General features: G+C 71.7%; 22 protein-coding genes and 2 pseudogenes. 12 read left to right on the top strand and 12 right to left on the bottom strand.

Translation table 11 applies throughout. The features are described 5' to 3' along the window. Position 1 precedes the first annotated feature (1 nt). Entirely contained in the window at positions 2 to 1945 is a 1944-nt protein-coding gene (locus GLX30_RS03790) for a fumarate reductase/succinate dehydrogenase flavoprotein subunit (RefSeq protein ID WP_159683481.1), read from the top strand. After that, complete coding sequence (locus GLX30_RS03785) at positions 1942 to 2688, top strand: succinate dehydrogenase/fumarate reductase iron-sulfur subunit (RefSeq protein ID WP_159683478.1); 747 nt, start codon at positions 1942 to 1944, stop codon at positions 2686 to 2688. The genes GLX30_RS03790 and GLX30_RS03785 overlap by 4 nt, the downstream gene beginning before the upstream one ends. Here the strand turns inward: GLX30_RS03785 and GLX30_RS03780 are convergent. From GLX30_RS03780 to GLX30_RS03770, 3 genes are all read right to left on the bottom strand, one after another. After that, the gene (locus GLX30_RS03780) at positions 2678 to 3706 is read right to left on the bottom strand and encodes an MBL fold metallo-hydrolase (protein WP_159694850.1); all 1029 of its coding nucleotides are present in this window, start codon (positions 3704 to 3706) and stop codon (positions 2678 to 2680) included. The two genes, GLX30_RS03785 and GLX30_RS03780, sit on opposite strands and share 11 nt — an antisense overlap. 118 nt (positions 3707 to 3824) lie before the next feature. Further along, a complete protein-coding gene (locus GLX30_RS03775; protein ID WP_159683476.1) occupies positions 3825 to 4592 on the bottom strand; it encodes an alpha/beta hydrolase in 768 nt (255 codons plus the stop codon). A gap of 99 nt (positions 4593 to 4691) precedes the next feature. Beyond that, positions 4692 to 5588: a serine hydrolase gene (locus GLX30_RS03770; protein ID WP_208545550.1), complete on the bottom strand. Its 897-nt coding sequence runs from the start codon at positions 5586 to 5588 to the stop codon at positions 4692 to 4694. A gap of 36 nt (positions 5589 to 5624) precedes the next feature. Here GLX30_RS03770 and GLX30_RS03765 point away from each other — a divergent pair, with 36 nt between their 5' ends. Continuing rightward, a complete protein-coding gene (locus GLX30_RS03765) occupies positions 5625 to 6593 on the top strand; it encodes a LysR substrate-binding domain-containing protein (protein ID WP_159683470.1) in 969 nt (322 codons plus the stop codon). Between the two features lie 402 nt (positions 6594 to 6995). On the opposite strand, the gene GLX30_RS03760 is transcribed toward GLX30_RS03765, so the two are convergent. Next, on the bottom strand, positions 6996 to 8033 hold the full coding sequence (locus GLX30_RS03760) for an MsnO8 family LLM class oxidoreductase (RefSeq protein WP_167306788.1): 1038 nt from the start codon (positions 8031 to 8033) through the stop codon (positions 6996 to 6998). A 154-nt stretch (positions 8034 to 8187) separates the two neighbouring features. On the opposite strand from GLX30_RS03760, the pseudogene GLX30_RS03755 reads away from it, so the two are divergent. Further along, positions 8188 to 8681: pseudogene (locus tag GLX30_RS03755) on the top strand (hypothetical protein). Positions 8682 to 8852: 171 nt separating this feature from the next. Here the strand turns inward: GLX30_RS03755 and GLX30_RS03750 are convergent. From GLX30_RS03750 to GLX30_RS03735, 4 genes are all read right to left on the bottom strand, one after another. Beyond that, positions 8853 to 9068: a dodecin gene (locus tag GLX30_RS03750; protein WP_159683465.1), complete on the bottom strand. Its 216-nt coding sequence runs from the start codon at positions 9066 to 9068 to the stop codon at positions 8853 to 8855. Between the two features lie 25 nt (positions 9069 to 9093). Beyond that, complete coding sequence (locus tag GLX30_RS03745) at positions 9094 to 9882, bottom strand: GntR family transcriptional regulator (RefSeq protein WP_159683463.1); 789 nt, start codon at positions 9880 to 9882, stop codon at positions 9094 to 9096. An 80-nt stretch (positions 9883 to 9962) separates the two neighbouring features. Next, positions 9963 to 10979 carry a tetratricopeptide repeat protein gene (locus tag GLX30_RS03740; RefSeq protein ID WP_159683460.1) on the bottom strand — a complete coding sequence of 339 codons (1017 nt, stop codon included), beginning with the start codon at positions 10977 to 10979 and terminating at the stop codon, positions 9963 to 9965. Positions 10980 to 11169: 190 nt separating this feature from the next. Continuing rightward, positions 11170 to 12000 (bottom strand): GntR family transcriptional regulator, encoded by an 831-nt coding sequence (locus GLX30_RS03735; RefSeq protein WP_159683457.1) that lies wholly within the window; start codon positions 11998 to 12000, stop codon positions 11170 to 11172. Between the two features lie 206 nt (positions 12001 to 12206). On the opposite strand from GLX30_RS03735, the gene GLX30_RS03730 reads away from it, so the two are divergent. From GLX30_RS03730 to GLX30_RS03695, 8 genes and pseudogenes are all read left to right on the top strand, one after another. Continuing rightward, positions 12207 to 13466, top strand: a complete 1260-nt coding sequence (locus tag GLX30_RS03730) for an extracellular solute-binding protein (RefSeq protein WP_167306787.1) — start codon at positions 12207 to 12209, stop codon at positions 13464 to 13466. Next, positions 13463 to 14359 (top strand): sugar ABC transporter permease, encoded by an 897-nt coding sequence (locus tag GLX30_RS03725; protein ID WP_159683452.1) that lies wholly within the window; start codon positions 13463 to 13465, stop codon positions 14357 to 14359. Before GLX30_RS03730 ends, GLX30_RS03725 begins: the two co-directional genes overlap by 4 nt. Continuing rightward, positions 14356 to 15189 (top strand): carbohydrate ABC transporter permease, encoded by an 834-nt coding sequence (locus GLX30_RS03720; protein ID WP_159683449.1) that lies wholly within the window; start codon positions 14356 to 14358, stop codon positions 15187 to 15189. Before GLX30_RS03725 ends, GLX30_RS03720 begins: the two co-directional genes overlap by 4 nt. Before the next feature lie 12 nt (positions 15190 to 15201). Next, positions 15202 to 16770: a beta-N-acetylhexosaminidase gene (locus GLX30_RS03715; RefSeq protein WP_159683447.1), complete on the top strand. Its 1569-nt coding sequence runs from the start codon at positions 15202 to 15204 to the stop codon at positions 16768 to 16770. Between the two features lie 11 nt (positions 16771 to 16781). After that, positions 16782 to 18212: a cellulose binding domain-containing protein gene (locus GLX30_RS03710; RefSeq protein ID WP_159694849.1), complete on the top strand. Its 1431-nt coding sequence runs from the start codon at positions 16782 to 16784 to the stop codon at positions 18210 to 18212. 173 nt (positions 18213 to 18385) lie between these two features. After that, positions 18386 to 19633, top strand: coding sequence for an extracellular solute-binding protein (locus tag GLX30_RS03705; RefSeq protein WP_159683444.1), 1248 nt, complete (start codon positions 18386 to 18388; stop codon positions 19631 to 19633). A 258-nt stretch (positions 19634 to 19891) separates the two neighbouring features. Next, positions 19892 to 20698, top strand: a complete 807-nt coding sequence (locus GLX30_RS03700) for a GNAT family N-acyltransferase (protein WP_208545353.1) — start codon at positions 19892 to 19894, stop codon at positions 20696 to 20698. Beyond that, positions 20695 to 21551: pseudogene (locus tag GLX30_RS03695) on the top strand (lysophospholipid acyltransferase family protein). Before GLX30_RS03700 ends, GLX30_RS03695 begins: the two are co-directional and overlap by 4 nt. Here the strand turns inward: GLX30_RS03695 and egtD are convergent. The 4 genes from egtD to egtA are packed head-to-tail and all read right to left on the bottom strand — an operon-like array spanning position 21446 to position 25750. Next, positions 21446 to 22408, bottom strand: coding sequence for an L-histidine N(alpha)-methyltransferase (gene egtD / locus GLX30_RS03690; protein ID WP_159683442.1), 963 nt, complete (start codon positions 22406 to 22408; stop codon positions 21446 to 21448). The pseudogene GLX30_RS03695 and the gene egtD overlap by 106 nt on opposite strands. Then, on the bottom strand, positions 22405 to 23160 hold the full coding sequence (gene egtC, locus GLX30_RS03685) for an ergothioneine biosynthesis protein EgtC (RefSeq protein ID WP_159683439.1): 756 nt from the start codon (positions 23158 to 23160) through the stop codon (positions 22405 to 22407). The genes egtD and egtC overlap by 4 nt, the downstream gene beginning before the upstream one ends. After that, positions 23160 to 24482 (bottom strand): ergothioneine biosynthesis protein EgtB, encoded by a 1323-nt coding sequence (gene egtB, locus GLX30_RS03680; RefSeq protein ID WP_159683436.1) that lies wholly within the window; start codon positions 24480 to 24482, stop codon positions 23160 to 23162. The genes egtC and egtB overlap by 1 nt, the downstream gene beginning before the upstream one ends. Continuing rightward, a complete protein-coding gene (egtA, locus tag GLX30_RS03675) occupies positions 24479 to 25750 on the bottom strand; it encodes an ergothioneine biosynthesis glutamate--cysteine ligase EgtA (protein WP_159683433.1) in 1272 nt (423 codons plus the stop codon). Before egtA ends, egtB begins: the two co-directional genes overlap by 4 nt. Positions 25751 to 25803 lie beyond the last annotated feature (53 nt).

The following is a 25803-nucleotide window of genomic DNA, read 5'->3' as shown; positions in this document are numbered from 1 at the left end:
CATGGACTACCTCGACCACACGACCGGCGCCCCCCTCGCCGACACCAAGGCGCCGGCGGGCCCCGTCGAGCAGCGCTGGGAACGGCGCCGCTTCGAGGCGAAGCTGGTCAACCCCGCCAACCGGCGCAAGCACACCGTCATCGTCGTCGGCACGGGCCTCGCCGGCGGCGCGGCGGGCGCCACGCTCGCCGAACAGGGCTACCACGTCGAGCAGTTCTGCTACCAGGACTCCCCGCGCCGGGCCCACTCGATCGCCGCGCAGGGCGGCATCAACGCGGCCAAGAACTACCGCAACGACGGCGACTCCGTGCACCGCCTCTTCTACGACACCGTCAAGGGTGGTGACTTCAGGGCCCGCGAGTCCAACGTGCACCGCCTCGCCGAGATCTCCGTCGAGATCATCGACCAGTGCGTGGCCCAGGGCGTCCCCTTCGCCCGCGAGTACGGCGGCTCGCTCGACACCCGCTCCTTCGGCGGCGTCCAGGTCTCCCGTACCTTTTACGCCCGCGGCCAGACCGGCCAGCAGCTCCTGCTCGGCGCCTACCAGGCGCTCTCCCGCCAGATCGCGGCCGGCACCGTCACCATGCACCCCCGTACCGAGATGCTCGACCTGCTCGTCGTCGACGGACGGGCCCGTGGCATCGTCGCCCGCGACCTGATCACGGGCGGGATCTCCACGTACTTCGCCGACGCGGTGGTCCTCGCGACCGGCGGCTACGGCAACGTCTTCTACCTGTCGACGAACGCCATGAACTCCAACGCCACCGCCGTCTGGCGGGCCCACCGGCGCGGCGCCTGGTTCGCCAACCCCTGCTTCACCCAGATCCACCCCACCTGCATCCCGCGCACCGGCGACCACCAGTCCAAACTGACGCTGATGAGCGAGTCGCTGCGCAACGACGGTCGCATATGGGTGCCCAAGGCCCGCGGTGACGCACGCCCGCCGAACGAGATCCCCGACGACGAACGCGACTACTACCTGGAGCGGATCTACCCGTCCTTCGGCAACCTCGTCCCCCGCGACATCGCCTCACGGGCGGCGAAGAACGTCTGCGACGAAGGTCGCGGTGTCGGCCCCGGCGGGCAGGGCGTCTACCTGGACTTCGCCGACGCGATCAGGCGCATGGGCCGTGAGAAGGTCGAGGAGAAGTACGGCAACCTCTTCGACATGTACGAGCGGATCACCGCGGAGAACCCGTACGAGGTCCCCATGCGGATCTACCCCGCCGTGCACTACACGATGGGCGGCCTGTGGGTCGACTACGACCTGCAGACCACGATCCCCGGCCTCTTCGCCATCGGTGAGGCCAACTTCTCCGACCACGGCGCCAACCGTCTCGGCGCCTCCGCCCTGATGCAGGGCCTCGCCGACGGCTACTTCGTCCTGCCGTCCACCATCAACGACTACCTCGCCCGTGGCACCTTCGACGCCGTCGGCACCGGCCACCCCGCGGTCGCCGAGGCCGTCGCCGAGGTGGAGGACCGGCTGAACCTGCTGCTGGCCGTCGGCGGCGACCGCACGCCCGACTCCTTCCACCGTGAGATCGGCGAACTCATGTGGGAGTTCTGCGGCATGGCCCGCACCGACGAAGGGCTCCGCAAGGCGCTCGACCGGATCCCGCAGATCCGCGAGGAGTTCTGGCGGCGCATCAAGGTTCCGGGCACGGGCGAGGAGTTCAACCAGTCGCTGGAGAAGGCCAACCGCATCGTCGACCACCTGGAGCTCGCCGAGCTGATGTGCCTCGACGCGCTGCACCGCACCGAATCGTGCGGCGGCCACTTCCGGGAGGAGTCCCGGACCCCGGACGGCGAAGCCGCCCGCAAGGACGACGAGTTCTCCTACGCGGCCGCCTGGGAGTTCACGGGGACCGGCGCCCCTCCCGTCCTGCACAAGGAAGAGCTCGTCTTCGAGTACGTCCACCCCACCCAGCGGAGCTACGCATGAAGCTCAACCTGCGCATCTGGCGGCAGAAGAACGCCGACACCACGGGCGCCATGGCGACCTACGAGGTGGACGGCATCTCGTCCGACATGTCGTTCCTGGAGATGCTCGACACCCTCAACGAGGAGCTGATCCTGCGCGGCGAGGAGCCCGTCGCCTTCGACCACGACTGCCGCGAGGGCATCTGCGGCGCCTGCTCCCTCGTCATCAACGGCGACGCCCACGGACCGGAACGCACCACCACCTGCCAGCTGCACATGCGCTCCTTCCGCGACGGCGACACCATCGACGTCGAGCCGTGGCGGGCCTCGGCCTTCCCCGTCGTGAAGGATTTGGTCGTCGACCGCTCCGCCTTCGACCGGATCATCCAGGCCGGCGGCTACATCAGCGCTCCCACCGGCTCGGCCCCCGACGCGCACGCCACTCCCGTACCCAAACCGGACGCCGACTTCGCCTTCGAACACGCCGAGTGCATCGGCTGCGGGGCATGTGTGGCGGCCTGCCCCAACGGCTCCGCGATGCTCTTCACCTCCGCCAAGGTCAACCACCTCAATGTGCTGCCCCAGGGCGCACCGGAGCGCGAGACCCGGGTGCTCGACATGGTCGCTGCCATGGACGACGAGGGCTTCGGCGGCTGCACGCTCACCGGGGAGTGCGCGACCGCCTGTCCGAAGGGGATCCCGCTGCCGTCGATCGCCGCGATGAACAAGGAGTGGCTGCGCGCGACGCGCAAGGTCAGGCGGTGACCGCCGGCCGCATGTCGGCGCCGTAAAGGGTCTCGTAGTCGGGCACGACGATCCTCGAGGTGGGGGAGAGCGTACGGATCAGGTCCGTGAAACCGTCCAGGTCCATGACCGGATCACGCTGCGGCGGCAGGCTCAGCGGCCTCTCGAAGTTGTCCCAGTGGACCGGGACGACCGTCGCGGGGTCGCCGAGCGCGCCCAGCAGCCTCCGGAGGTAGCGGTACGTCGCCGTGCTCGACGGGGTGGCGGCCATCAGCACATCGGGTCGCAGACCGCTCGCGGCCCGCTCCTCGAAGTCGCTCGCGCCCATGAGGAAGACGGACGGGCCGCCCTTCACGCTCACCTGGAAGGCGAGCGTGTCGCCCTCCGGCAGATCGGAGATCGTCCGCGGTGCACGGCGCGGAAGGGCGTTCAGCGTGCCCGGCGCGAAATAGGACCACTTGGCGTTTCGGCTGTGCCGGCTCGCGACGACCTCCACGGTGAAGCCGTCGAAGTCGAGCACCTCGCCACCCCTGACCACGCTGATCTGCCCGGCGTCCACGCCGAGCGCCCGCAGCACGTGGAACGTCGTCTCGGTACCGATGATCCGGGCTCCCGTCGAACGGGCGATGTGCGGCACGTCGTTGATGTGGTCCCAGTGGGTGTGGCTGACCAGCACCAGCTCCGGGCTCCCCGCGTGCCGCGTCACCAACTCCTCGTCGCACCGCAGTGGGGTGGTCGCGTCGAAGCTGCCCTTCGGGTCGAACAGGCCGGTCGGGAAGCGGGTGATGTACGGGTCGAACAGGACCGTCCTGCCGCCGATGCCGATGCGCCAGCCCGAGGTGCCGAGCCACCGCAGGGTCGCGGAGCCGGCGGGTACCGTCGCGGCGCCCTTCCGGTGACCGGCCGTCGAAGCAGCCGCAGCCGCCGTTCCCGCCGGCAGCAGCGGCGCCGCCGCGCCGAGCGCCGCTCCCCGGAACAGGGTCCGCCGCACGAAGGTCCTCCGGCCGCCGTGCTGAGGGCCGTTCACCGGGTCACTCATGTGCTCACTCGTGTGTTCGCTCATGAGCCAGAGGAGATCAGGCCCGGGCGGGTCCCGTCCAAGACCGCAGTGCCGCACCATCCATACCCGAATGAGCATGACTCCCGGTCGGCTCTCCTCAGCTCGCGAGCGCCTCGTCAGTCGCGCGGACGAATGCCTCCGGGTTGTCCAGCATGATGTTGTGTCCGCAGTCCGGGATCGCGACGACGGACACCCCGGCCTGGGTGAGCGCCTCGGTGCCCGGGAGCGGGCCGTCGCTCGCGGGCAGCAGGTACGTGCGGGGTATCTCCAGGTCCAGGAGGAGCTCGCGCATGGTGGGGACGGTGCCGCGGGTCAGGTGGACCGCGCTGCGGTGCAGGGCCTCACGGCCGGCCAGGCGCATCGTGGACCACCAGTGGGAGCCGACCCGGTCGCGGACCTCCTTCCATCCGTCCGTCAGGAAGTCCTCCTCGGACCAGGCGGCGATGCCGCTGCTGCCCCCGGAAGAGGGCGCACGCGGGATCGGGTCGAGGTTGGCGTCGACCAGCACCAGACGGGACACCAGGTGCGGATGCCGGGCCGCCAGGACGATGGCCACCGAGCCTCCCATGCTGTGCGCGATCAGCTCCGCGCCGGTGACGCCCGCGGAGGTCAGGGCCACGGCGAGTGCGTCCGCGTGGGATTCCAGGGTGTAGTCGAAGCCTGTCGGCCGGTCACTGATGCCGTGACCGAGCAGGTCGATCAGCAGCGAACGGCGGCCGGCCAGCAGAGGATGAACGGCGACCTCCGTGAAGTAGGCAGGCGACGTGGCGCCCAGACCGTGCACGTAGACGCGCGACGGCTCCTGCCCCGGCAGCTCGACCCAGCGGATCCGGTCGCCTTCGGGTGTCACGGTGGCATTGCGCACAGTCTGCTCCCCTGCAGTCGAGATCGTGGAGAGACGAGAGTAGCGACGAGAGTCGGGCGGACCGCCGCAGATCCCTCGGAATGACGCTAGGAGTGCAGGTCAGGGCCGGTGCTCGGGCTCGAGGTCGCGCAGCACGTCCACCGCGGTCCGGGCTGCCGCGCCGATCGCCACGTCTGTTTCCGTGTGGTTCGCCCGGAGGCCCGGTGTACGGGCGAACACGGCCACCGCGTACCTGCCGCCGTCCGGGAACTCCGCCACCCCGACCTCGTTGTGCAGCCCCGGCAGCGTGCCCGTCTTTGCCGCGACGCGTACGCCGTCGCCGAACCCGGCGGCGAGTCGGTGACGGAACACCTGGCGGCACATCAAGTCCCGTACCCGCGCGCATGCTTCCGGCGGCCCCGCCTCGTCCCGCCAGACCATGCGGAGCAGTCGCGTCATCTCACGCGGCGTGCTCGCGTTCGTGCGGGCCGGGTCGTACACGCCGAGACCGCGCACCTCGGCGGCGGACAGCGTGGGGAAGACCGCGGCGAACTCCCGCTCGTTCCGCGCCCCGACCTCGTCGAGCATCGACTCCAGTACCTGCCGGGGCCCGCCCACGATCCGGGTGTTCACGAGTCCGAGTTCCTTCGCCAGCATCGCCACGGTGTCCGGACCCACGCGTTCCAACAGCAGGTCGGCGGCCGTGTTGTCGCTCACCGCCATCGCGAAGTGGGCGAGGTCGCGCAGCGACAGTTCCACATCGTCGAGACAGCCCCCGGTGCCCCAGCCGCCGAGGCGGCGCTCGGACGTCACCCGGACCCGCTCCCGGGGATCGAGCTGGCCGGCGGCCGACTGCCGGGCGAACTCCAGCACGAGCAGCACCTTGAACACCGAGGCGACGACGACCGGTTCATCGGCGCAGTACCCCGCCTCACCGGGGCCGTCGATGTCCACGGCGTGCAGGACGCCCTCGGCTCCCGCTCCGGCGAACACCGCTCGCAGCCTCTCCTCGATCAGCATCGCGCCACCGTTCCTGTCGTCTAGGGTCGTCCCGTGGATCTCCTGCGCCACTTGCGTATCTTCGTCGTTGTGGCCGACGAGTTGAACTTCGGGCGGGCGGCCGACCGCCTCGGCATGGCCCAGCCGCCGCTCAGCCGTGCCGTGCGCAAGCTGGAGGACGAGCTCGGCGCGGAACTCTTCGACCGTTCACGGCGGCAGGTGCAGCTCACCCCTGCCGGGTCCGTACTCGTGGACCAGGCGCGGGACCTGCTGTCCCGCGAGGAGCGCACCAGGGCGCTCGTGCGCCGTGCCCGCGACGGCGACCTCGGCACGCTGCGCGCGGGGGTACCGCCCGACACCCCCGCGGCGGTGCTGGGGGCGCTGGTCGCCGAATGCCGTGAACGGGCCCTGCGCATCGACCTCCAGGAGCTCACGACGGACGAGCAGCTCCGGCTGCTGGCCTCGGGAGGTCTGGACATCGGCCTCGTCCAGCAGCCGGCGGACGTCAGCGGCCTGGAGCTGGGAGCGGAGACCCGGCTCGAGTTGGGTGTGGTGCTGCCCCGCACCTCGCCCCTCGCCCGGCTCCCGGAGGTCGCGCTGGCCGACCTGGCGGGCCAGGACCTCGTCCTCTTCCCGAGGGACTCGGCCCCCGGCTGGTACGACACGGCGCTGGAGATCTGCCGCGCCGCCGGTTTCGTCCCTCGGACGGTGCGGCAGGCCCGCAACCCCGAGTTCCTCATCGGCCTGGTGACGGCCGGCCACGGAGTCGCCTTCGACCAGGGGCCGGTGGCCCGCAAGGAGCCCAGGGTGGTCTGGCGGCCCTTGGCGGGCCGGCCGCTCGCGCAGCGGATCCGCGCGGCCTGGCCGCGACAGTCGCCGCACAGAGCGGCCGCGGAGTTCGCGGCCGTCGCCGCGGACGTCCTGGCCCGCGACCGTACGCCGGCCCTCGGCGGCGCCGAGGCACCGGCTGCCGGGACCCCGGCCGGCGACGGGCCGCGGCCCTGGTCGGTGGTCTTCGGGTGAGGCGCGGGGTGAGGGAGGCCGGCGACGGGCCGTGGCCCTGGTCGGTGGTCTTCGGGTGAGGCGCGGGGTGAGGGAGGCCGGCGACGGGCCGTGGCCCTGGCCGGTGGTCTTCGGGTGAGGCGCGGGGTGAGGGAGGCCGGCGACGGGCCGTGCCGGGTGGGTTGTCCGGCCGGGGACGGCCGTGACTGGCGGCGTCACCGGGCAGGGGTCGGGTGGCAGGGCCGGGTCGGGTCGAACGACGGTCCGTGCCCGGACCGGTCAGGCCGTGGCGGGCGCGCGTGACGTTCCGGACCGGACGCCGCGGCAGATACGGGGTCGGCGTCCGGGCCGGTCGGGCCGTGGTGGGCGCGGCCCGTCGCCGGGCCGGTCGGGCACGCGGCGCGGGGTCGGCGTCCGGGCCGGTCAGGCGGCCGCGCCGGCCAGCTCGCGGGAGGGCAGCCCGGCCACCCGCGCGAGACGCCGCAGTGAGTCCAGCAGCGCCGCGCGGTCGTACGTGCTGGTGGTGACCAGCACCTCGTCGGCCCCGCTCTCCTCAACCGCCGCCCCCAGCGCGTCGGCGACCTGGTCCTCGGTGCCCGCGATGTGGCCGCTCAGCCCCGACTCGTAGAGACCGCGCTCCTTGGCGGTCATCTCGAGCGCCTCGATGCGCTCGGGCGGCAGGAGCGGCGGGAACGTCCCATGAGTGCGGGAGTACGCCATCGACCAGGCCTCCGGCACCAGCAGACGGCGTGCCTCCTCCTCGCTGCCGGCGACCGCGACCGTCCCCGCGACGACCACGTACGGCCGCTCCGCCCACGCGGAGGGACGGAAGTCCCGCCGGTAACCCTCCACGGCTGTGAGCAGCCGGTCCCGGCCACGGAGATCGCCTATGACCAGTGGCAGACCGGCACGGGCCGCGATCCCCGCGCCCTCGCCGGTGGCGAGCAGGAACGGAGGGATGCTGAGCCCCTCCGAGGGGCGGGCATGGACGTGTGGATGCGCCGCCCGGTCGCCGGTGAACCAGCCCAGTAGTTCCTCCAGCCGGGCCTCGAAGTCCTCCGCGTCCTGCTTGTCGCGGCCGAGTGCGCGGCGGATGCCGTCCGTGAAGCCGACGGACCGGCCGAGCCCCATGTCGACCCGGCCGGGGAAGAGCGACTCCAGCACACCGAACTGCTCGGCCACGATCAGGGGTTGGTGGTTGGGCAGCATCACCCCGCCGGTGCCGACGCGGATCGAGGCGGTCGCGGCGGCGACCGCCGCCGCGAGCACCGTCGGCGCCGAACCCGCGACGCCCGGGACGCCGTGGTGCTCGGAGACCCAGAAGCGGTGGTAGCCGAGGGCCTCGGCCTGCCGGGCGAGGCTCACGGTGCCCCGCAGCGCGGCAGGGCCGTCGTACCCCTCGCGGGTGCGCGAACGGTCGAGGACCGACAGACGGACGGTGGACGCGGTCAGGGAGCTCACATCACGGTTCAACGCGTGCCAGGCGTGATGATTCCCGGTGTGCTGCCCGGGCGACCTCCGCCCGGGCCACGCGCCCAGATCCCGGCCCGTCCCCAGTTGCCGCCGCCGGGCCCGATCCGGCCGGATCCGGCGGTGAGGGCCTAGGGTGACCGGCGTGACACAGAGCAGCAGGCCGCTGGCCGTATTCGACCTCGATGGAACGCTTTCCGACGCCGGGCACCGCCAGCATCTGCTGGAGCGCAAGCCGCGCGCGTGGGACGCCTTCTTCGCCGCCGCCCCGAGGACCCGCCGCTCGCCGAGGGCGTGGCGCTGTGCCTGGAGGCGGCGCAGGAGTGCGAGGTGCTGTATCTGACCGGCCGGCCGGAGCGCTGCAGGAAGGACACGGTGGAGTGGCTCGCGGCACAGGGGCTTCCGCAGGGGCGGATCTTCATGCGGCGCAACGACGACCGGCGGCCCGCACGCAGGACGAAGCTCGAGATCCTGCGGCAGCTCTCCCGCGACCGGGAGATCCGGATGCTGGTGGACGACGACGAGCTGGTGTGCCAGGACGCGGAGCGCGCCGGTTTCCGGGTCGTGCGGGCGGTCTGGGGTGCGGTGAGCACGACGCCTGCCATGCACGAGGCTCAGGAGCGCGAGGGCCGCACCTGAGCCGGGCGGTCGGCCCCGCGCCTGAGCCGGGCGGTCGGGGTCACGCCTGAGCCGGGCCGGTCGGACGCACCTGGGACGGGCCGGTCGAGGCCGGTCATGGGACGTGCCACGCGCCGCCCCGGAACGGACGGGGCGGCGTGTCGTCGGTCGCGCGTTCTCGGCGGCGTGTGCTCAGTCGCCGTCCTCGAGACGGAAGCCGACCTTCAGACCGACCTGGTAGTGCTCGATCTGCCCCTCGACGATGTGCCCGCGGACCTGCGTCACCTCGAACCAGTCGAGGCCCCGCAGCGTCTGCGAAGCCCGGGTGATGCCGTTCTTGATGGCCTGGTCGACCCCGTCGGGCGAGGTGCCCACGATCTCGGTGACGCGGTAGGTGTGGTTCGACATGGGTGTCGTGCTCCTCTCGGTGCGTTCACTCCACCGTGCCCCACCAGTCGGCTTCCCGCGAGGCGTCGGGAGCGGGGCGGCCGTCCCCCGTGGGGCCGAGCGAGAGCCGGGAGAGGATGCGGTAGCGGTCGCCGCGGTAGAGGGAGCGCACGTACTCGACCGGACGGCCGTCGGGGTCGGAGGTGACGCGGTCGAAGAGCAGCGCCGGCGACAGGACGGGCACGCCCAGCAGCTCCGCCTCGGCCTCGCTCAGCACGGTGGGCTCGATGGACTGCTCCGCGCGGGCGGCGACGATCCGCCGCTCGGCCCGCAGATAGCGGTAGAAGCCCGACTCCATTTGCCGCGGGGTGAGATCGGGGGCGAGGCCTGCCGGGACGTGCAGGTACTCGAGTCCGACGGGGCCGCCGTCGACCAGCCGCAGCCGGGCGACGTGGAAGATCTCGGCGGCGGGGGAGAGCCGCAGCCTGCGTCCGATACGGGCGCCCGCGGCGGTCCTGCGGAACTCCAGCACCCGGCTCGACCAGGTTCCCGGTGCTTGCGGGGCGGCGGCCGGAGCGGAGTCGCCCACCAGCTCCTGGGTGATCTTGGCGGGCGCGACGAACATCCCGCGGCCGTGCTCCCGTACGAGCGCCCCTGTGGCGACGAGTTCGTCGACGGCGGCGCGGAGGGTGGGGCGCGACACGTCGAGGGCGGCACAGAGGGTGCGCTCCGAGGGGATGGCGTCCCCGGGGCGCCGGTCGTCGACCAGGCCCAGCAGATATGCCCGTACCCGCTCGCGTTTGAGCGCCGCCCTGGGCGCGCCCTCGTCCCTCATCGCCGTCCCCTCCCGAGAGCTGAGCCTGAGCCGAGCTCAGGCCGAGCCCGTGAGCGTGTCGGGCCGAGGATACGGCCCTTTCAGGCGGCGGCCAGCTCGGACCGGAAGGTCACCACCGACTGCTGTGCCTGCCTCAGCCCGATCCGCTCGAACTCCCGCTCCAGCTCGGCGAGTTCCCTGAGGGTCGCGGCAGGTGCACGGCCGCGGCGGGAGCGCGCCTTGGCGAGCCCCAGGCGGGCGAGCGCGGTGCCCCGTGCCTCGTTCATCCCACGGAACGCGCGCAGCGCACATGTGTAGGCCGTGCACGCCTGCTCGTAGCGGGCCGCCCGGAACAAAACGTTGCCGCGCATCTTGTGGTTGTAGGCCAGCGCGCCGGCGAGTTCCAGCTCGCGGCATACGGCCTCGGCCTCGCTCAGCAGCGCCAGCGCCCGGTCGGTCTCGCCGCGCAGGGACAGTACGTCGGCCATGCCCCGCAGCGACCAGGCACGGCCCCGCGCGTCGTCGGCCTCCGACGCGATCCGTACGCATTCGGTGAACAGTTCCAGCGCCTTGTGGTGGTCGCCCGTGTTCCGGTGCATCTGCGCGATGCCGGACATGGCCCAGACCATGTGCCGGGACTCGCCGTGGGTCCGCGCCTCGTGGAGGAGTTGTTCGTGCAGGTCGGCGACCGCCGCGTAGTCGCCCTGTATGCGTCCGGTCTCCGCGAGACCGGCCAGGGCGTAGCCGTGGGCGAGCCGTTCGCCGCAGGCGTCGGCGAACGCGACGGCCGCGGAGAGCAGCCGCCGGGCGAGCGGCAGGGAGCCGCACTGGCGGGCGAGAGTGCCACCGCTCCAGAGGGCCCAGGCCATCCCCGCCGGGTCGCCGGCCCGCCGGGCACAGCGGTAGCTGTCGCGCCATGCCGACCCCGCCTCTGCGGCGCGGCCCAGTCGCCGGTTGGCCTCGGCGAGGGCGAGCGCGGCACGGGCCGCGTCGAGGTCGGTGCCCGCGTCGCGGCGGGCGCGCTCCGCGGTGGCGAGGACCTCGTCGTACGACGAGTTCACCGTGAGGGCCGAGCCCAGATCGCCCTGGTACTCGGGAGCGAATGCCTTGCCGTACATGTCGAGGGGGCCTCCTGACCGTGGGGGGTTCGATCAAGAAGCTATGGGGCGGGGGCTGTTCGGCGGATCAGCCTCCTTATGTGTTCCGCACTCGCCCCGAAGTGCTACCCGTGGGCGGCCTGTCATCATCCAGATGTACGTCCGGCCCGCCTGACCTGCATCGTTGTGGTCGTGGTGGTTGAGGGCAGGTTCAGTACGCGTCACCGGTCGTCGACGACGTGATGATGTCGCCGTGGGCGAAGTCGCCCGGCGGGATACCGGGATGGTGGCCCGCCGGGCGGTCGTTGCGTGCGGCGGACGGGCCGAGCGCGAGGCGGGAGACGATGCGGTAGCGGTCGCCTCGGTACACGGAGTGGACGTACTCGACGGGGCTGCCCGCGGTGTCCGTCGTCAGGCGCTCGACCAGCAGCGCGGGGGAGAGGACCGGCACATCGAGCACCGCGGCCTCCGCCTCGTTCACGACGGTCGGCTCGATCGACTGGACGGCCTGGTCGACGTGCACCTGATGGTGTTCCCGCAGATGGTCGTAGAGGTCTCCGGCCTCGAGCTCCTGGGGGGTCAGGGAGGGCACGAGCCGGGCGGGGATGTGCAGGTGCTCGATCGCCATGGGGGCGCCGTCGACGAGTCGCAGCCGGGCGATGTAGACGAGTTCGGCAGCAGGGGACATCCGCAGCTTGCGGCCGATCCGGGCGCCCGCGGTGATGGTGGCGAGCTCCAGGACACGGCTGGACCAGGCGCCCGCCGCGCGGGGGACGGCGAACGCCGCATCGTCGGAGACGAGTTCCTGGGTGATCTTCGCCGGTGCGACGAACATGCCGCGGCCGTGCTCGCGCAGCAGCTGGCCGGTGGCGACGAGTTCGTCGACGGCGGCACGCAGGGTGGGGCGGGACACGCCGAGTTCGGCGCAGAGGGTCCGCTCGGAAGGGATGGCGTCGCCGGGCCGGCCGGCCTCGATCAGGCCGAGCAGGAACTCCCTGACCCGCTCCCGCTTCAGTACGGCGCCCGAAGAGCTGCTCTCCATGGACCCTGCCTCTCTGCTCCCGCGTCGTCGACAACTGGTCAGATGGTAAACGACGCTGCTTACCAGTGGTTTGCGCAGCCCTAGGGCTGCGCGCTGAACGAACCAGTGTTTTCAAAGCTCTTGACGTCAACATTGGTCCATGCCACCTTCTAGCCACGCCGTTGGCCAGTTTACCAATTGGTCAACTCACTTCAGAGGTGGATCAGTTGAAGATTCGCTCCGTCGCCGCTGTCGCCGCCCTCGCTCTCACTCTGCCGCTCGCAGCGTGCAGCTCCACGTCCGGCCCGGATTCCGACGCGGCCGGAGGCACCGACGAACTCACCGTCTGGATCATGAGGGACAGCGTCTCCGACGGCTATCTCACGCGCTTCGAGAAGGACTTCGAGCAGCGGCACAAGGGAACCGCCCTGGACATCCAGATCCAGGAGTGGGACGGCATCGGCGAGAAGATCACCGCCGCGCTCGCCGGCCGGGACGCGCCCGACGTCATCGAGGTCGGCAACACCCAGGTCGCCCAGTACGCCGCCAGCGGCGGCGTCAAGGACCTGACGGACAAGGTCGGCGAACTGGCGGGCGCCGACTGGCTGCCCGGCCTCGCCGACCCTGGAAAGATCGACGGGAAGCAGTACGGCATCCCCTGGTACGCCGCCAACCGCGTCGTCATCTACAACAAGGACCTGTTCGCCGCGGCCGGCATCGCCGCCCCGCCCCGGACCCGCGACGAATGGCTCGAGATCACCCGGAAACTCGACACCGGCGGCACCCAGGGCATCTACCTGCCCGGCCAGAACTGGTACACCCTCGCCGGCTTCATCTGGGACGAGGGCGGCGAGCTCGCCGAACAAGAGGGCGACACCTGGAAAGGCGCGCTCCACTCGCCGGAAGCGCTCAAGGGCATGGAGTTCTACCAGCGCCTCCAGGCCCTCGGTGACGGTCCCAAGGATTCCGACGAGGCCAAGCCGCCGCAGGCCGACGTCTTCGCCAAGGGTGACGTCGCCCAGATCATCTCCGTACCGGGCGGAGCGAAGATGATCGAACAGGCCGCCCCCGCGCTCGCCGGCAAGCTGGGCTTCTTCCCCGTCCCCGGCGACACCGCCGGCCGGCCGGGCGCCACCTTCACCGGCGGGTCCGACCTGATCATCCCCGAGGCCTCCGCCCACCACGACGCCGCCTACCAGGTGGTGAAGGAGCTCGCGGGCGACAAGTGGCAGACGGACCTGGCGAGGACCATGAGTTACGTCCCCAACCGGACCTCCCTCGCCGGGGTCATCGAGGACAACGAGGGCACCGCGGCCATGGCCGCCGCGGCGGCCCACGGACGCGCCACACCCAACTCCCCGCAGTGGGCGGCCGTCGAGGCCACCAACCCCGTCAAGCAGTACATGACGGCGGTGCTCACCGGCACCGACCCGGCGAAGGCAGCGAAGGAAGCCTCCGACAAGATCACCAAGACGCTCGGGTCATGAGGAGTTCGCCCCGCGCACTCTGGCCGTACCTGCTCATCGCGCCCACCGTCCTCGGCGCAGCCGTCCTGCTCGTCTACCCGGTGGCACGCAACGTGCTGATCTCCTTCCAGCACTACGGGATGGGCGAACTCATCCGCGGCGACGCCGTCTTCACCGGTCTGGACAACTACCGGGAGATCCTCGGGGACGCGGAGTTCTGGGAGGTGGTCCGCCGCACCCTGTGGTGGACCACGGTCAACGTGGTGCTGATCATGGTGCTGGGTACGCTGGCGGCCCTCATGCTCCAGCGGCTCGGCGGGAGGATGCGCGTCCTGGTGCTCAGCGGACTCGTGCTCGCCTGGGCCAGCCCCGTGATCGCCACCACGACCGTCTTCCAGTGGTTGTTCTCCTCGCGCCTCGGACTGGTCAACCGGGTGCTGGCCGGGATCGGGTTCGACTCCTTCGAGGGGTACTCCTGGCTCGCGCACGGCCCGGCCGCCTTCACGCTCCTGGTGCTGCTCGTCGTATGGCAGTCGGTCCCCTTCGTCGCCGTCACCCTGCACGCCGCGCTCGCGACCGTCCCCGCCGAGCTCTTCGAAGCGGCCAGGATCGACGGGGCCGGCGGCGGCCGGATCTTCTGGTCGGTGACGCTGCCCGTCCTCCGTCCGGTCTTCGGGCTGATCCTCTGCCTCGAGGTCATCTGGGTCTTCCGCTGCTTCGCGCAGATCTGGGCCGTCACCAAGGGCGGACCGGGCGGCGCGACGACCACCCTGCCCGTCTACGCCTACCAGGTGGCGCAGTCGCTGCACCGCTACGACCTCGGGGCGGCTGTCGCGACGGTGACCGTGCTGATGCTCGTCGCCGCGCTGATCCTCTACTTCCGGCAGATGTTCAAACAGGAGGCCGAGCTGTGAGACCGACCTCGCCGCGGCGTCTGCTGCTGAACACGGGAGCGCTGATCGTCTTCGTCCTCTCGGTGTTCCCCGTGTACTGGATGATCCTCACCGCCTTCAAGCCGGCCGCCGACATCCACACCGGATCCCCGGCACTGCTCCCCACCTCCCTGACCTTCGACAACTTCGCCAACGCCCTGCGTGCGGACGGCTTCTGGTCCTTCTGGCGCAACAGCCTGACCGTCACCGCCGGCAGTGTGCTGCTCGCCCTGCTGGTGGCGACAGGTGCGGCGTTCGCCGTCGCCCGGCTGCGCTGGAAGGGGCGGCGTGGCTTCGTCCTGATGGTGTTCATCGCCCAGGTCGCTCCCTGGGAGGCCCTGCTGATCCCGATGTACATCATCGCCAGGGACGCCGACATGCTCGACAGCCTGGCCACCCTCACCCTGGTCTACTTCATGATCACGCTGCCGTTCACGGTCGTGACCCTGCGCAGCTTCCTGGCCGCGATCCCCGTCGAACTCGAGGAGGCCGCCCAGGTGGACGGCTGCACCCGCGCCGCCGCCTTCCGCCGCGTCACCTTCCCGCTGCTCGCCCCGGGGCTGCTGGCGACCTCGCTGTTCGGCTTCATCACCGCGTGGAACGAGTTCGCCTTCGCCAACATGCTGATCATCAAGAACCAGGACGACCGCACCCTGCCCGTCTGGCTCTCCTCGTTCTCGAACGTCTTCGGCACCGACTGGGGCGCCACGATGGCCGCTTCCACGCTCTTCGCCCTGCCTGTACTCGTCCTCTTCCTGGTGCTGCAGCGCCGGGTCTCCGCCGGGATGACCGGCGGCGCGGTCAAGGGATAGGAGCGCCGACACATGCCCGCACCCCGCACCGGACCACACCGCACCGGACCACACCGCACCGCACCCCGCACCGGACCGCGCACCGGTCCCGCATTGATTCCCCGGCCCACCCAACTCACCGTGACGTCGGGCAAGTTCGTGCTCGACGGCCGTACCGGCATCCGCGCCACCGGCGGAGCCGAGCCGGCCGCCGCGCTCCTGCGGACCCACCTCGCCCCGGCCACCGGCCTGCCCTTGCCCCTCGCGTCCGACGGCCGTGTCGTCCTCGCACTCGACCCCCACCTCACCGGTCTCGGCGCGGAGGGCTACGGACTCACCGTCGGGACCGACGCGGTGCTGCTGCGCGCCGCCCGCCCCGCGGGGCTCCTCCACGGCATCCAGACCCTGCGTCAACTCCTGCCCCCCGCTGCCCTGTCGGGCACTCCCGCCCCAGACGCGCACTGGTCCCTGCCATGCGTGCAGATCACCGACGTACCCCGCTTCCCCTGGCGCGGCGCGATGCTCGACGTGGCCCGCCATTTCCAGCCCGTGGGATTCCTCCGGCGCTTCGTCGATCTCATGGCGCTGCACAAGCTCAACGTGCTGCATCTGCACCTCACCGACGACCAGGGCTGGCGGATGCCCGTCGCCGCCTACCCGAGGCTCACAGAGGTGGGCGGCATGCCTCACGGGGGCGCCTACTCCCGGGCGGAACTCACCGCCCTGGTCGCCCATGCCGCCGACCGAGGTGTCACCGTCGTGCCCGAGATCGAGATGCCCGGCCACGTCCGCGCCGCGCTCGCCGCCTACCCGCACCTCGGCAACCGGCCGGGTCGCCGGCTGGACGTGTGGAGGCAGTGGGGCGTCTGCGGGACCGTCCTCGGTGTGCACGACGAGGTCCTCGACTTCTGCCGCACCGTCCTGGACGAGGTCATCGACGTCTTCCCCTCCCGGCACGTCCACATCGGGGGCGAGGAGTGCCCCACCACCGAGTGGCACGCCTCGCCCGCGGCACGACGGCGCGCCGAACAGGAGGGCATCGGCGGCCCCGAGGCGCTGCACGGCTGGTTCATGGGACGGATCGGCGCCCACCTGCACGAGCGGGGGCGGCAGCCGCTCGGCTGGACGGAGACCGGCCTCGACCTGCCGTCCTCGTTCACCGCCATGATGTGGCGCGACGAGGCCCATGCTCTGGCCGCCGCCCGCCGCGGCCAGCAGGTGATCATGGCGCCCTACCGCTCCACCTACCTCGACTACCCGCAGTCCGCCGACGCCGGCGAACCGCCCGGCCAGCCCGGCGCGGTCGTCGATCTGCGGACCGTGTACGCGACTGAACCGGCCCCCGCCCACTGGGAGGCGGAGGCCGCGGACCGTGTGCTCGGCACCCAGGCCCAACTGTGGACCGAGTACGTGACCACGGCCGAGCACGCCGAGTACCTCGCCTTCCCCCGGCTGTGCGCCCTCGCCGACACCGCATGGAGCGGCGGCGGCGACTGGACGGGATTCACCGCACGGCTGCACCACCACAGAGCCCGGCTCGGCGCCCTCGGCGTCCCGAGCCGACCCCCCACGACCACCCCTTCCGAGAGGAAAACCAGGTGACCAGCACCAGCATGAGCACTACAGCGCGTACCGGCCGGACCCGTACCCGCCCCGGCCTCCGGGCACGTGCCGCACTGGCCGCCGCCGTGGTGGCCGGCCTCGGCTGCGCCACCCTGTCCGCCCTGCCGGCCGCGGCCGCCGACGCCTCGGTGAGGGTCCAGTACCGCCAGAGCTCGAGCGGCAGCGACCAGGTGGAGCCGTGGTTCAAGGTCGTCAACTCCGGCAGCACCACGCTCTCCTTGAGCGAGGTCCGCATCCGCTACTACTTCAAGGCCGACGCCGGCGCCTCCTACACCTTCGCCTGCTCGTGGGCGGTACGGGGCTGCGCGAACATCACCGGCACGTTCGGCACGCTCGCGGCCCCCACCGCCGACGCGGACCGCTACCTGGAGATCGGGTTCCGGGCGGGCGCGGGCAGCCTCGCGCCGGGCGCGGACACCGGTGACCTGCAACTGCGCTTCCACCGCTCCGACTGGCGCCCCCTCGACCAGAGCGACGACTACTCCTTCGGCCCCGGCCGCACCTCGTACGGCGACTGGACCAAGGTCACGGCGAGCGTCGGCGGCCCGACGGTGTGGGGAACGGCCCCAGCCGGCAACGACCCGACGGACCCCACCGACCCGCCGGCCGACGGGCCCGCGCTCTTCGACGACTTCGACTACACCTCGCACACCGACCCCGCCATCGTCGCCCACGGCTGGAACATCCGCTCCAACGCGGGCGGCCCCGGCGTGCCCGGGGCGACCTGGGCGCCCGAGAACGTCACCTTCGCCAGGGAGGGGACCAACTCGATCATGAACCTGGAGACCTCCACCGCGGGCAGTGGCGCGACCACCGAACACACCGAGATCCTCACCAAGGACATGAAGTTCAAGAACGGCACCTACGCGGCCCGGGTCCACTTCTCCGACGCCCCGCGGTCCGGTCCGGACGGCGACCACGTCGTCCAGACGTTCTTCACCATCAACGACCTCAAGGCCCCGATGGCGGACGACTACGCCGAGTACGACTTCGAGTACCTGCCCAACGGTGGCTGGGGCGAGCCCGCCGACATCCTGTACACCACCTCGTGGGAGACCTACCGGCCCGACCCGTGGGAGGCCGTCAACCAGCACTCCGAGGTCCGGGCGAGCTACGCCGGTTGGCACGACCTCGTCCTCACCATCGACGACGACAGCATCGTCTACTACGTCGACGGCCAGGAGTTCGGCCGGCACGACGCCCGCTACCTCCCCGAGCGCACGATGAGCATCAACTTCAACCAGTGGCTGATCGATCTGGCGGGTCAGGGCAGCACCACGCCCCGCTCCTACGACCAGAAGGTCGATTACGTGCTGCACGTCAAGGACCAGGTCCTCACCCCCGCGCAGACCGCCGCGAAGGTCGCCGCGTACCGGTCGGCGGGGATCGGCTTCGAGGACAGCGTTCCGGCCGGCGGGTGAAGGCCTTGTGAGGGGCGGGTGCGGTTTCCGCGCCCGCCCGTTCCACTGCCCGGTGCGTTCCTGGACTTGACCGGACCTTTGGTACAGACCAAAATCCAGCCACGCCCGTGCGAGCGCCGCTCGCTTCCCCCCACGTCGGGTCAATTCTCCGTGCCACGCAGAAGGTGACCTACGTGAAGAACCGCTCGCTCGCCCTGTCCGCCGCACTCGTGTGCGCCGCCACGCTCGTCGGCTGCGGGCTGGTCCCCGGCGGTTCGCCCAAGAGCACCGTGGACATCTGGCTCATGAAGGACAGCGTCTCGGACGAGTTCCTCGAACGTTTCACCACCGAGTACGAGAAACAGCACCCGTCCGTCGACCTGAAGGTGACCTTCCAGGAATGGACCGGCATCGGCAAGAAGGTCATGGCGGCACTCGAGAGCGACGACGCCCCCGAGGTCATCGAGGTCGGCAACACCCAGGTCTCCCAGTACGCGGAGAGCGACGCGCTGCGTGACCTGACCCTCGAGTCGGTCCGCGACCTCGGCAGCGAGGACTGGCTGCCCGGTCTCGCCGAACCGGGCAGCATCAACGGGTCCCAGTACGGCATCCCCTGGTACGCCGCCAACCGGGTCGTCATCTACAACAAGGACCTCTTCGCCCAGGCGGGTATCACGGAGCCGCCCGAGGACCGTGCCGAATGGCTGGAGATCTCCGAGAAGCTGGACGGCCCCGGCAGGCAGGGCATCTACCTCTCCGGCCAGGACTGGTACACCCTCGCGGGCTTCGTCTGGGAAGAGGGCGGGCAACTGGCCGTCGAGCAGGGCGGGAACTGGGAAGGCGCCCTGCACTCCAAGGCGGCTCTGCGCGGCATGGACTTCTACAAGCGGCTCCAGTCGCACGGCAACGGCCCGAAGAACGCCGACGAGGTGACGCCTCCGCAGGCGGACGTCTTCGCCAAGGGCGACGTCGCGCAGATCATCGCCGTGCCGAGCGCGGCGCCCCTCATAGAGAAGGCCAATCCCGCGCTCAAGGGGAAGCTGGGTTTCTTCCCTGTACCGGGCAGGACGTCCGAGGCCCCGGGCGCCGTATTCATCGGCGGCTCCGACCTGATCGTGCCCGAGAACGCGCGGGAGAGATCCGCCGGCGTCGAGGTGGTGAAGGCGCTCGCGAGCGAGGAATGGCAGACCGAGCTCGCCCTCACGATGAACTACGTGCCCAACAAGACCACGCTCGCCGGTGTCATCGAGGGCAGCGAAGGCACGGCCGCGATGGCCGCCGGCGCGGCGAAGGGCAGGGCCACTCCCAACTCGCCGCAATGGGCCGCCGTCGAGGCCGACAACCCCATCAAGCCGTACATGACGGCCGTCCTGCAGGGCCAGGACCCGGCGCGCGCCGCACGAGAGGCGTCGGACAAGATCACGGCGGCGCTGCTGCCCTGACCTGACGCGGGCGGATCCGCGGTCGGACATCCACGGCAGCGGTCAAGGTGACGCATCCACGGCACCCGGACCAGGGGGCCGCGTCGACCCGGAACGGGGGAGCGGCGCGTCCGCTCCGCCGGGCATTGCCCGGCATTCAGCGTCCTCACATCCGCTCTCCGCCGGGCGGTCATGTCGAATCCAGCCGGCCACGGAAGAAACAAGGAGCCGGGCCGCCGCACCAGCGGTCCGTCCCTCCGTCCGGCACAGGAGACCGCCATGCCCGCATCGCCGCTCGTCGCCCCCGCTCCGCTGCCCGCCCGGCCGACCGCCCCCTTGCCGCCCCAGCATGAGGAGCCCCGGTACGTCGTCTCGCTCGCCCGCGATCAGGAAGAGGTGCGTGCCGCGCAGCGACTGCGCCACCAGGTGTTCGCCGGGGAGATGGGCGCCAGGCTCGACGGGCCCGAGCCCGGCCTGGACACCGACGCCTTCGACGCCTACTGCGACCACCTGCTCGTGCGCGAGGCGGCCACCGGTGAGGTCGTCGGCACCTACCGACTGCTGCCCCCCGAACGGGCCCGTGTCGCCGGCCGCCTCTACTCCGAGGGCGAGTTCGACCTCACCCGCCTCGACCCGATCCGCGACGACCTCGTCGAGGTCGGCCGTTCCTGCGTGCACCCCCTGCACCGCAACGGCGCCGTGATCGCCCTCATCTGGGCCGGTCTCGCCCGCTACATGACCCGCACCGGCCACAACTGGCTCGCGGGCTGCTGCTCGATCCCCCTCGCCGACGGCGGCAGCCTCGCCGCGGCGACCTGGGACACCGTGCGGGCCAAGAACCTGGCGCCCGAGGAACACTGGGTCACCCCGCACAAGCTGTGGAACGCGGAGGGCGTCGCCCGTCCCGCCGGCCGCACCGAACTCCCGCCGCTGCTGCGGGGCTACCTCAGGCTCGGCGCCTGGGTGTGCGGGGCGCCCGCCCTCGATCCCGACTTCAACGTCGCCGACCTCTACGTGCTGCTGTCGCTGCGTCGCACCGACCCGCGCTACCTGCGGCACTTCCTCTCCCTCGCCCCCGCGCGATGAGCGCCTGGCTGCCCTGCGCGCCCTGCACACCCGAGGGCTGCGCGACCCACGACGGTCCCGTCGCCGGGCCGCTCAAGGCCCTCGTCCGGCTGTCGGCGGGTCTGGCGACCGTGGGCTGCGGCCTGCTGCTCGCCCCCTCGTGGCCCTCCTCGGCGCCGCGCTCCGCCACCGGCTGACCCGCTGCTGGTCGCGGGCCGTGCTGCGGGCGTTCGGTGTGCGGGTACGCGTCGTAGGGCTGCCGCACGACCTGCGGGCATCACTGGTCGTCGCCGACCACATCTCATGGCTGGACATCCCTCTGGTCGCCGCGGTGCTGCCGGGACGGATGCTCGCCAAGAGCGAGGTCCGCTCGTGGCCGGTCCTCGGGCCGCTGGCCGCCGCCGGCGGCACCCTCTTCCTGGAACGGGACCGGTTGCGCGCGCTGCCCGCCGCCGTGGCGTCGATGGCGGACGCACTGCGCGGCGGGGCCCGTGTCGTCGTCTTCCCCGAGGGCTCCACCTGGTGCGGGCGGGACCGGGGACGGTTCCGGCCCGCCGCGTTCCAGGCAGCCCTCGACGCGGGCGCCGCCGTCCAGCCCGTACGGATCACCTACTCGCCCACCGGGGCGGCGGCGTTCGTCGGCGACGATCCGCTGCTCGCCTCCCTGTGGCGGGTCGCGGCGGCCGAAGGGCTCACCGCGGAGATCCGGCTGCTGCCACCGGTCCTCCCCGGGAGCCACCCCGACCGCCGCTCACTGGCGCTGGCCGCTCAGCTCGCTGTCGCCAGCGACAGCGCGAACCTGCCCTCCCCGTCCGTCCACCAGTGCGTCAGGTCCATTCCGGCCCCGGCGAGTTCGGTCCGCACACCGTCCTGACGGAACTTCGCGGACACCTCCGTCCGCAGTTCCTCCCCCTCCTCGAACGGCACGACCAGATCCAGCTCGGGAATCTTCACGGTGAGGGCGGAGCGGGCCCGCAGTCTCATCTCGATCCACTCGTTGTCGCGGTTCCAGCGCGCCACGTGGTCGAAGTCGCCGGGATCCACGTCCGCTCCGAGCTCCCGGGCCAGCACCGCGAGGACGTTCTTGTTGAACTCGGCGGTGACGCCCGCGGCGTCGTCGTATGCGCGCACGAGGACCGCCTCGTCCTTCACCAGGTCCGTGCCCAGCAGCAGGAAGTCGCCGGGGTTCAGCATGGCCCGGACCGACCGCAGGAAGAGTGCCCGCTCGTCAGGCAGGAGGTTGCCGATCGTCCCGCCGAGGAACGCGACCAACCGGGGCCCCGGTGTCACGGGCAGCTCCGGCCCGCGCGTGAAGTCGGCGATCAGAGCGTGCACGTTCAGATCCGGATGGTCGGCGAGCAGGGCCTGTGCCGCACCGTTCAGCGCGCTCTCGCTGACGTCCACGGGTACGTAACTGTGCAGCGAGGGCAGGGCGTCCAGCAGGAAGCGGGTCTTCTCGGACGAGCCGGACCCGAGCTCCACGAGCGTCCGCGCCCCGGTCGCCGCGGCGATCTCCGGCGCACGTGCGGCGAGTATCTCCCGCTCGGCGCGGGTCGGGTAGTACTCGGGAAGCCGGGTGATCTCCTCGAACAGCTCGCTGCCGCGTGCGTCGTAGAACCACTTGGGCGGCAGGGTCTTGGGCGTACGGGTCAGGCCGTGCAGCACATCGGCCCGCAGCGCGGCGTTGGTCGCGTCCTCGGGCAGGGTTCGGGTCAGCAGGAACGGGCTCACTGGGTCGGCTCCTTGAGCTCGGTCAGCAGGACGTCGGCGCGGGTCGCGGTGAGCAGCGTCCGGTCCGGCACCTCCTGCCACAGCGGATCGTCGTCGTACGGTTCCGAGGCCACGACCGTGCGCAGGCCGGGCTCGGTGAGATACCAGAGCGTGTCGCCCCAGGCGGTCGCGGCGATCGCCGTGCCGTCCGTCAGGAGCAGGTTCAGCCGTGACGCGGGCGCGGCCGCGGCCGCGTCACGGACGGTGTCGGCGAGCGCCTGGGCGGGCGGGTCGCCCGCGCGCAGCCGGCGCAGCACCAGCGCCCACAGCAGCGCCGAGTCGTTGCGTGCCTCCATCGACAGCAGTTCCTCCGCCGGCAGTGCGGCGGAGAGCGGGCCCATCGAGGCCGGCCAGCCGCGCACCGCGCCGTTGTGGCTGAACAGCCAGGGCCCGGAGGCGAACGGCGCCGCCGCGGCCTCGCCGTCCGCGCCGGGTGCGGTGGCGTCCCGCACGGCGGCGAGCACCGCGTGGCTGCGCACCACCCGCGCCAGGTCGGTGAAGGACAGGTCCGCCCAGATCGGCCCCGCGCGCCGGTACCTGGCGGGCACCGGGTCGCCGTCCGCGTACCAGCCGATCCCGAAGCCGTCAGCGTTGACCGTGCCGTAGCGCTGCCGGCGCGGTGCCCAGGACTGGTGGAACAGGCCGTGTTCGGGCTCGACGAGCAGCGTGCCCAAGGGCTCCGGCCGTCCCAGAAAAGCGATATGACGGCACATCAGCGACCATCCCCGTCCGGGCCGGCGGGCTGCGCGTCCCGTGCGGTGCGGAAGCCGGAGAAGATCTGGCGGCGCACCGGCAGGTCCCAGTTGCGGAACGTGCCCCGGCAGGCCACCGGGTCGACGGCGAACGAACCGCCGCGCAGCACCTTGTGCTCGCCCCCGAAGAACACCTCCGAGTATTCGCGGTAGGGGAACGCCACGAACCCGGGGTAGGGCAGGAAGTCGCTCGACGTCCACTCCCACACGTCGCCGATGAGCTGCCGTACCCCCAGCGGCGATTCTCCCCGCGGATAGCTGCCCGCCGGGGCGGGCCGCAGATGGCGCTGGCCGAGGTTGGCGTGCGTCTCCGTCGGGTCCGAGTCGCCCCACGGGTAGCGGCGGGCCCGGCCGGTGTGCGGATCGTGCCGGGCGGCCTTCTCCCACTCGGCCTCGGTCGGCAGCCGCCGGCCGGCCCAGCGCGCGTAGGCGTCCGCCTCGTACCAACTGACGTGCAGTACGGGCTCGTCCGGCGGCACCTCCTCGCTGACGCCGAACCGGCGGCGCAGCCACGTCCCGCCCTCACGGCGCCAGAACAGCGGCGCCCCGATATCGTGCTGCCGGATCTGGTCCCAGCCCTCGGCCGCCCACCAGCGGCGCTCGTGGTAGCCGCCGTCCTCGATGAACGCCTGGTACTCGCCGCAGGTGACGGGAGTCGTGTCGATGTGGAACGCGGGCACGATGCGCCGGTGGGCGGGCCGTTCGTTGTCGAGCGCCCACGGCTCCGTGGACGTCCCCATGGTGAACGTCCCGCCGGGCACCAGCACTTCACGCGGCAGCGGACCGGTGTCATGGGCGGGCGGGGCCGGAGCGGACAGGGCGGGGGGCCCTTTCCGCAGCTGATGGGTGATCAGCATCGTCTCGTCGTGCTGCTGTTCGTGCTGGGCGATCATCCCGAAGGCGAAGCCGGCGTCCACGAGCGGACCACCCTCGAACGCGGTGCGCTCCAAAATGTCCAGCACCCGGCCACGCACATCGGCGGCGTAGATCCGTGCCTCCGCGGGCGCCAGCAGCGGCAGGGAGGGACGGGCCGCGCGGGGATGCTCGAACGCGTCGTAGAGGGAGTCGATCTCGGGCCGGAGCGCCTCGCCCTTGCCGACCTGGCGCAGCAGCCACTGCTCCTCCTGGTTACCGATATGGGCCAGGTCCCACACCAAGGGCGACATCAACGGCGAGTGCTGGGCGGTCAGGTCAGGGTCGTCGACGCACGACGTGAGAGCGGCGGTGCGGTCACGGGCACGGGTCAGCGCATCGAGGGCCAGACTCCGCAGCTGGTCGGTCATGTGCCGGGCTCCTTCACCACGGAGGCGATCAGGTCGTCGGCGGGGCACCGGCCCCGCAGTACATGGCGTTCGTTGAAACGGGCCACCTCGTCGAGCACCGTCGTCGACGCGCCGAGGCGTCCCAGCGCCTCCAGCGCCGCCGCGAAGCACGTCTCGGCGGCGCTCCGCAGCTCCTCCTCGGCGAGCCCGTGCCGTGCCGCCGCCACCCACAGCGCGTTGCGCGGCGCGACACCGGCGCGCATGGACTCGGCCAGGGGCTTGAGGGTGCGGTACACGGTCTCCGCCGCCTCGGGATCGTCGAAGAGCGCGGCGGTCACCGCGAGCGGCACCATCCATCCGTTCTCGCCGGGCTGTGCGTCGATCATGCGCAACTCCAGGTGCCCGCGCGGCCGTACGGGCGGGAACAGCGTGGTGAGGTGGTAGCGGAGGTCCTCCTCCGTCGCCGCACGCGGCCCGCCGGAGCGCAGCCAGCTCCGGAAGGTCAGCCCCTCGGGGAGCGGCCACGCCCCCTCCGGCATCCGTACGCACATAACGGGAGCGTCCAGCGCGTGCGCGGCCCACGCCGCCCGCGGCTCCGCCTCCAGGGGAGGTGCCGTCGGGCGCACGGGATCGAGCACGTTCCACACGGCCTGCCGCGTGGAGCGCCAGCCCGTAGGACGCCCGGCCAGCATGGGCGAGTTGGCGAAGGCCGCCAGCAGGACCGCGCCCAGCAGATGGGCGAGCCGCCAGCGGCGGCCGTGCCCGAGCGGGCCCGGCTCCTCCTCACCGGTGTCGAGCGACACCTGGACGGATGCGGAGCTGCACATCATGGAGCGGCCGTAGGGACCGGAGCGGTCCAGGTGTCTCTCCATCGCGTCGTAGCGCGGGTCGTGAAGGATCCGGCGGGGCGGGTGCCAGGGATCGAGCCCCATGCCGTTCAGAGCGAGGCCTGCCGGACGGAGGGCCGTTCGCACGGCGTCCAGATCGGCGGCTGTGGAGTTGATGCACTCCATCAGGGAGGCGGCGGGGCGCGAGCTGAGTTCCAGCTGGCCGCCGGGCTCGAAGGTGAGCAGGGACGTCAGGGGCAGGGCGCGTATCTCGTCGAAGGCGCTGGTGAGGCGGTCGCGCGCCACGGGTTTCCCCGGCTGCTCCCGGTCATGGACCAGCCATTCCACCTCCACGCCCACGATGTGGGGCGGACCTGTCTTGAAGCAGATACATCGGAGCAGGTCCTCGGCCTCGTCCTCGGACATCGGACGGGCGAAGTCGCCCGTTCCCGCTCGGTGCATGATCGGCTCCTCCTGTCGAAGGGACTTCTGTCAACCTAAGGCCACCGCTGCGG

Origin of the sequence: Streptomyces sp. Tu 2975 (assembly GCF_009832925.1) — a bacterium.
In the GTDB taxonomy this organism is placed as follows: Bacteria; Actinomycetota; Actinomycetes; order Streptomycetales; family Streptomycetaceae; genus Streptomyces.
Note: the sequence above shows the minus strand (reverse complement) of the source record. Positions and strands in the feature narration are given on the sequence as shown.

What these genes read in the sequence shown, in the direction of transcription:
- egtA (WP_159683433.1), bottom strand. Translation starts at nt 25,750, where the DNA reads ATGCACCGAGCGGGAACGGGCGACTTCGCCCGTCCGATGTCCGAGGAC.
- GLX30_RS03725 (WP_159683452.1), top strand. Translation starts at nt 13,463, where the DNA reads ATGAGGAGTTCGCCCCGCGCACTCTGGCCGTACCTGCTCATCGCGCCC.
- GLX30_RS03740 (WP_159683460.1), bottom strand. Translation starts at nt 10,979, where the DNA reads ATGTACGGCAAGGCATTCGCTCCCGAGTACCAGGGCGATCTGGGCTCG.
- GLX30_RS03735 (WP_159683457.1), bottom strand. Translation starts at nt 12,000, where the DNA reads ATGGAGAGCAGCTCTTCGGGCGCCGTACTGAAGCGGGAGCGGGTCAGG.
- GLX30_RS03715 (WP_159683447.1), top strand. Translation starts at nt 15,202, where the DNA reads ATGCCCGCACCCCGCACCGGACCACACCGCACCGGACCACACCGCACC.
- GLX30_RS03750 (WP_159683465.1), bottom strand. Translation starts at nt 9,068, where the DNA reads ATGTCGAACCACACCTACCGCGTCACCGAGATCGTGGGCACCTCGCCC.
- GLX30_RS03780 (WP_159694850.1), bottom strand. Translation starts at nt 3,706, where the DNA reads ATGAGTGACCCGGTGAACGGCCCTCAGCACGGCGGCCGGAGGACCTTC.
- GLX30_RS03710 (WP_159694849.1), top strand. Translation starts at nt 16,782, where the DNA reads ATGAGCACTACAGCGCGTACCGGCCGGACCCGTACCCGCCCCGGCCTC.
- egtC (WP_159683439.1), bottom strand. Translation starts at nt 23,160, where the DNA reads ATGTGCCGTCATATCGCTTTTCTGGGACGGCCGGAGCCCTTGGGCACG.
- GLX30_RS03790 (WP_159683481.1), top strand. Translation starts at nt 2, where the DNA reads ATGGACTACCTCGACCACACGACCGGCGCCCCCCTCGCCGACACCAAG.
- GLX30_RS03785 (WP_159683478.1), top strand. Translation starts at nt 1,942, where the DNA reads ATGAAGCTCAACCTGCGCATCTGGCGGCAGAAGAACGCCGACACCACG.
- GLX30_RS03700 (WP_208545353.1), top strand. Translation starts at nt 19,892, where the DNA reads ATGCCCGCATCGCCGCTCGTCGCCCCCGCTCCGCTGCCCGCCCGGCCG.
- GLX30_RS03745 (WP_159683463.1), bottom strand. Translation starts at nt 9,882, where the DNA reads ATGAGGGACGAGGGCGCGCCCAGGGCGGCGCTCAAACGCGAGCGGGTA.
- egtB (WP_159683436.1), bottom strand. Translation starts at nt 24,482, where the DNA reads ATGACCGACCAGCTGCGGAGTCTGGCCCTCGATGCGCTGACCCGTGCC.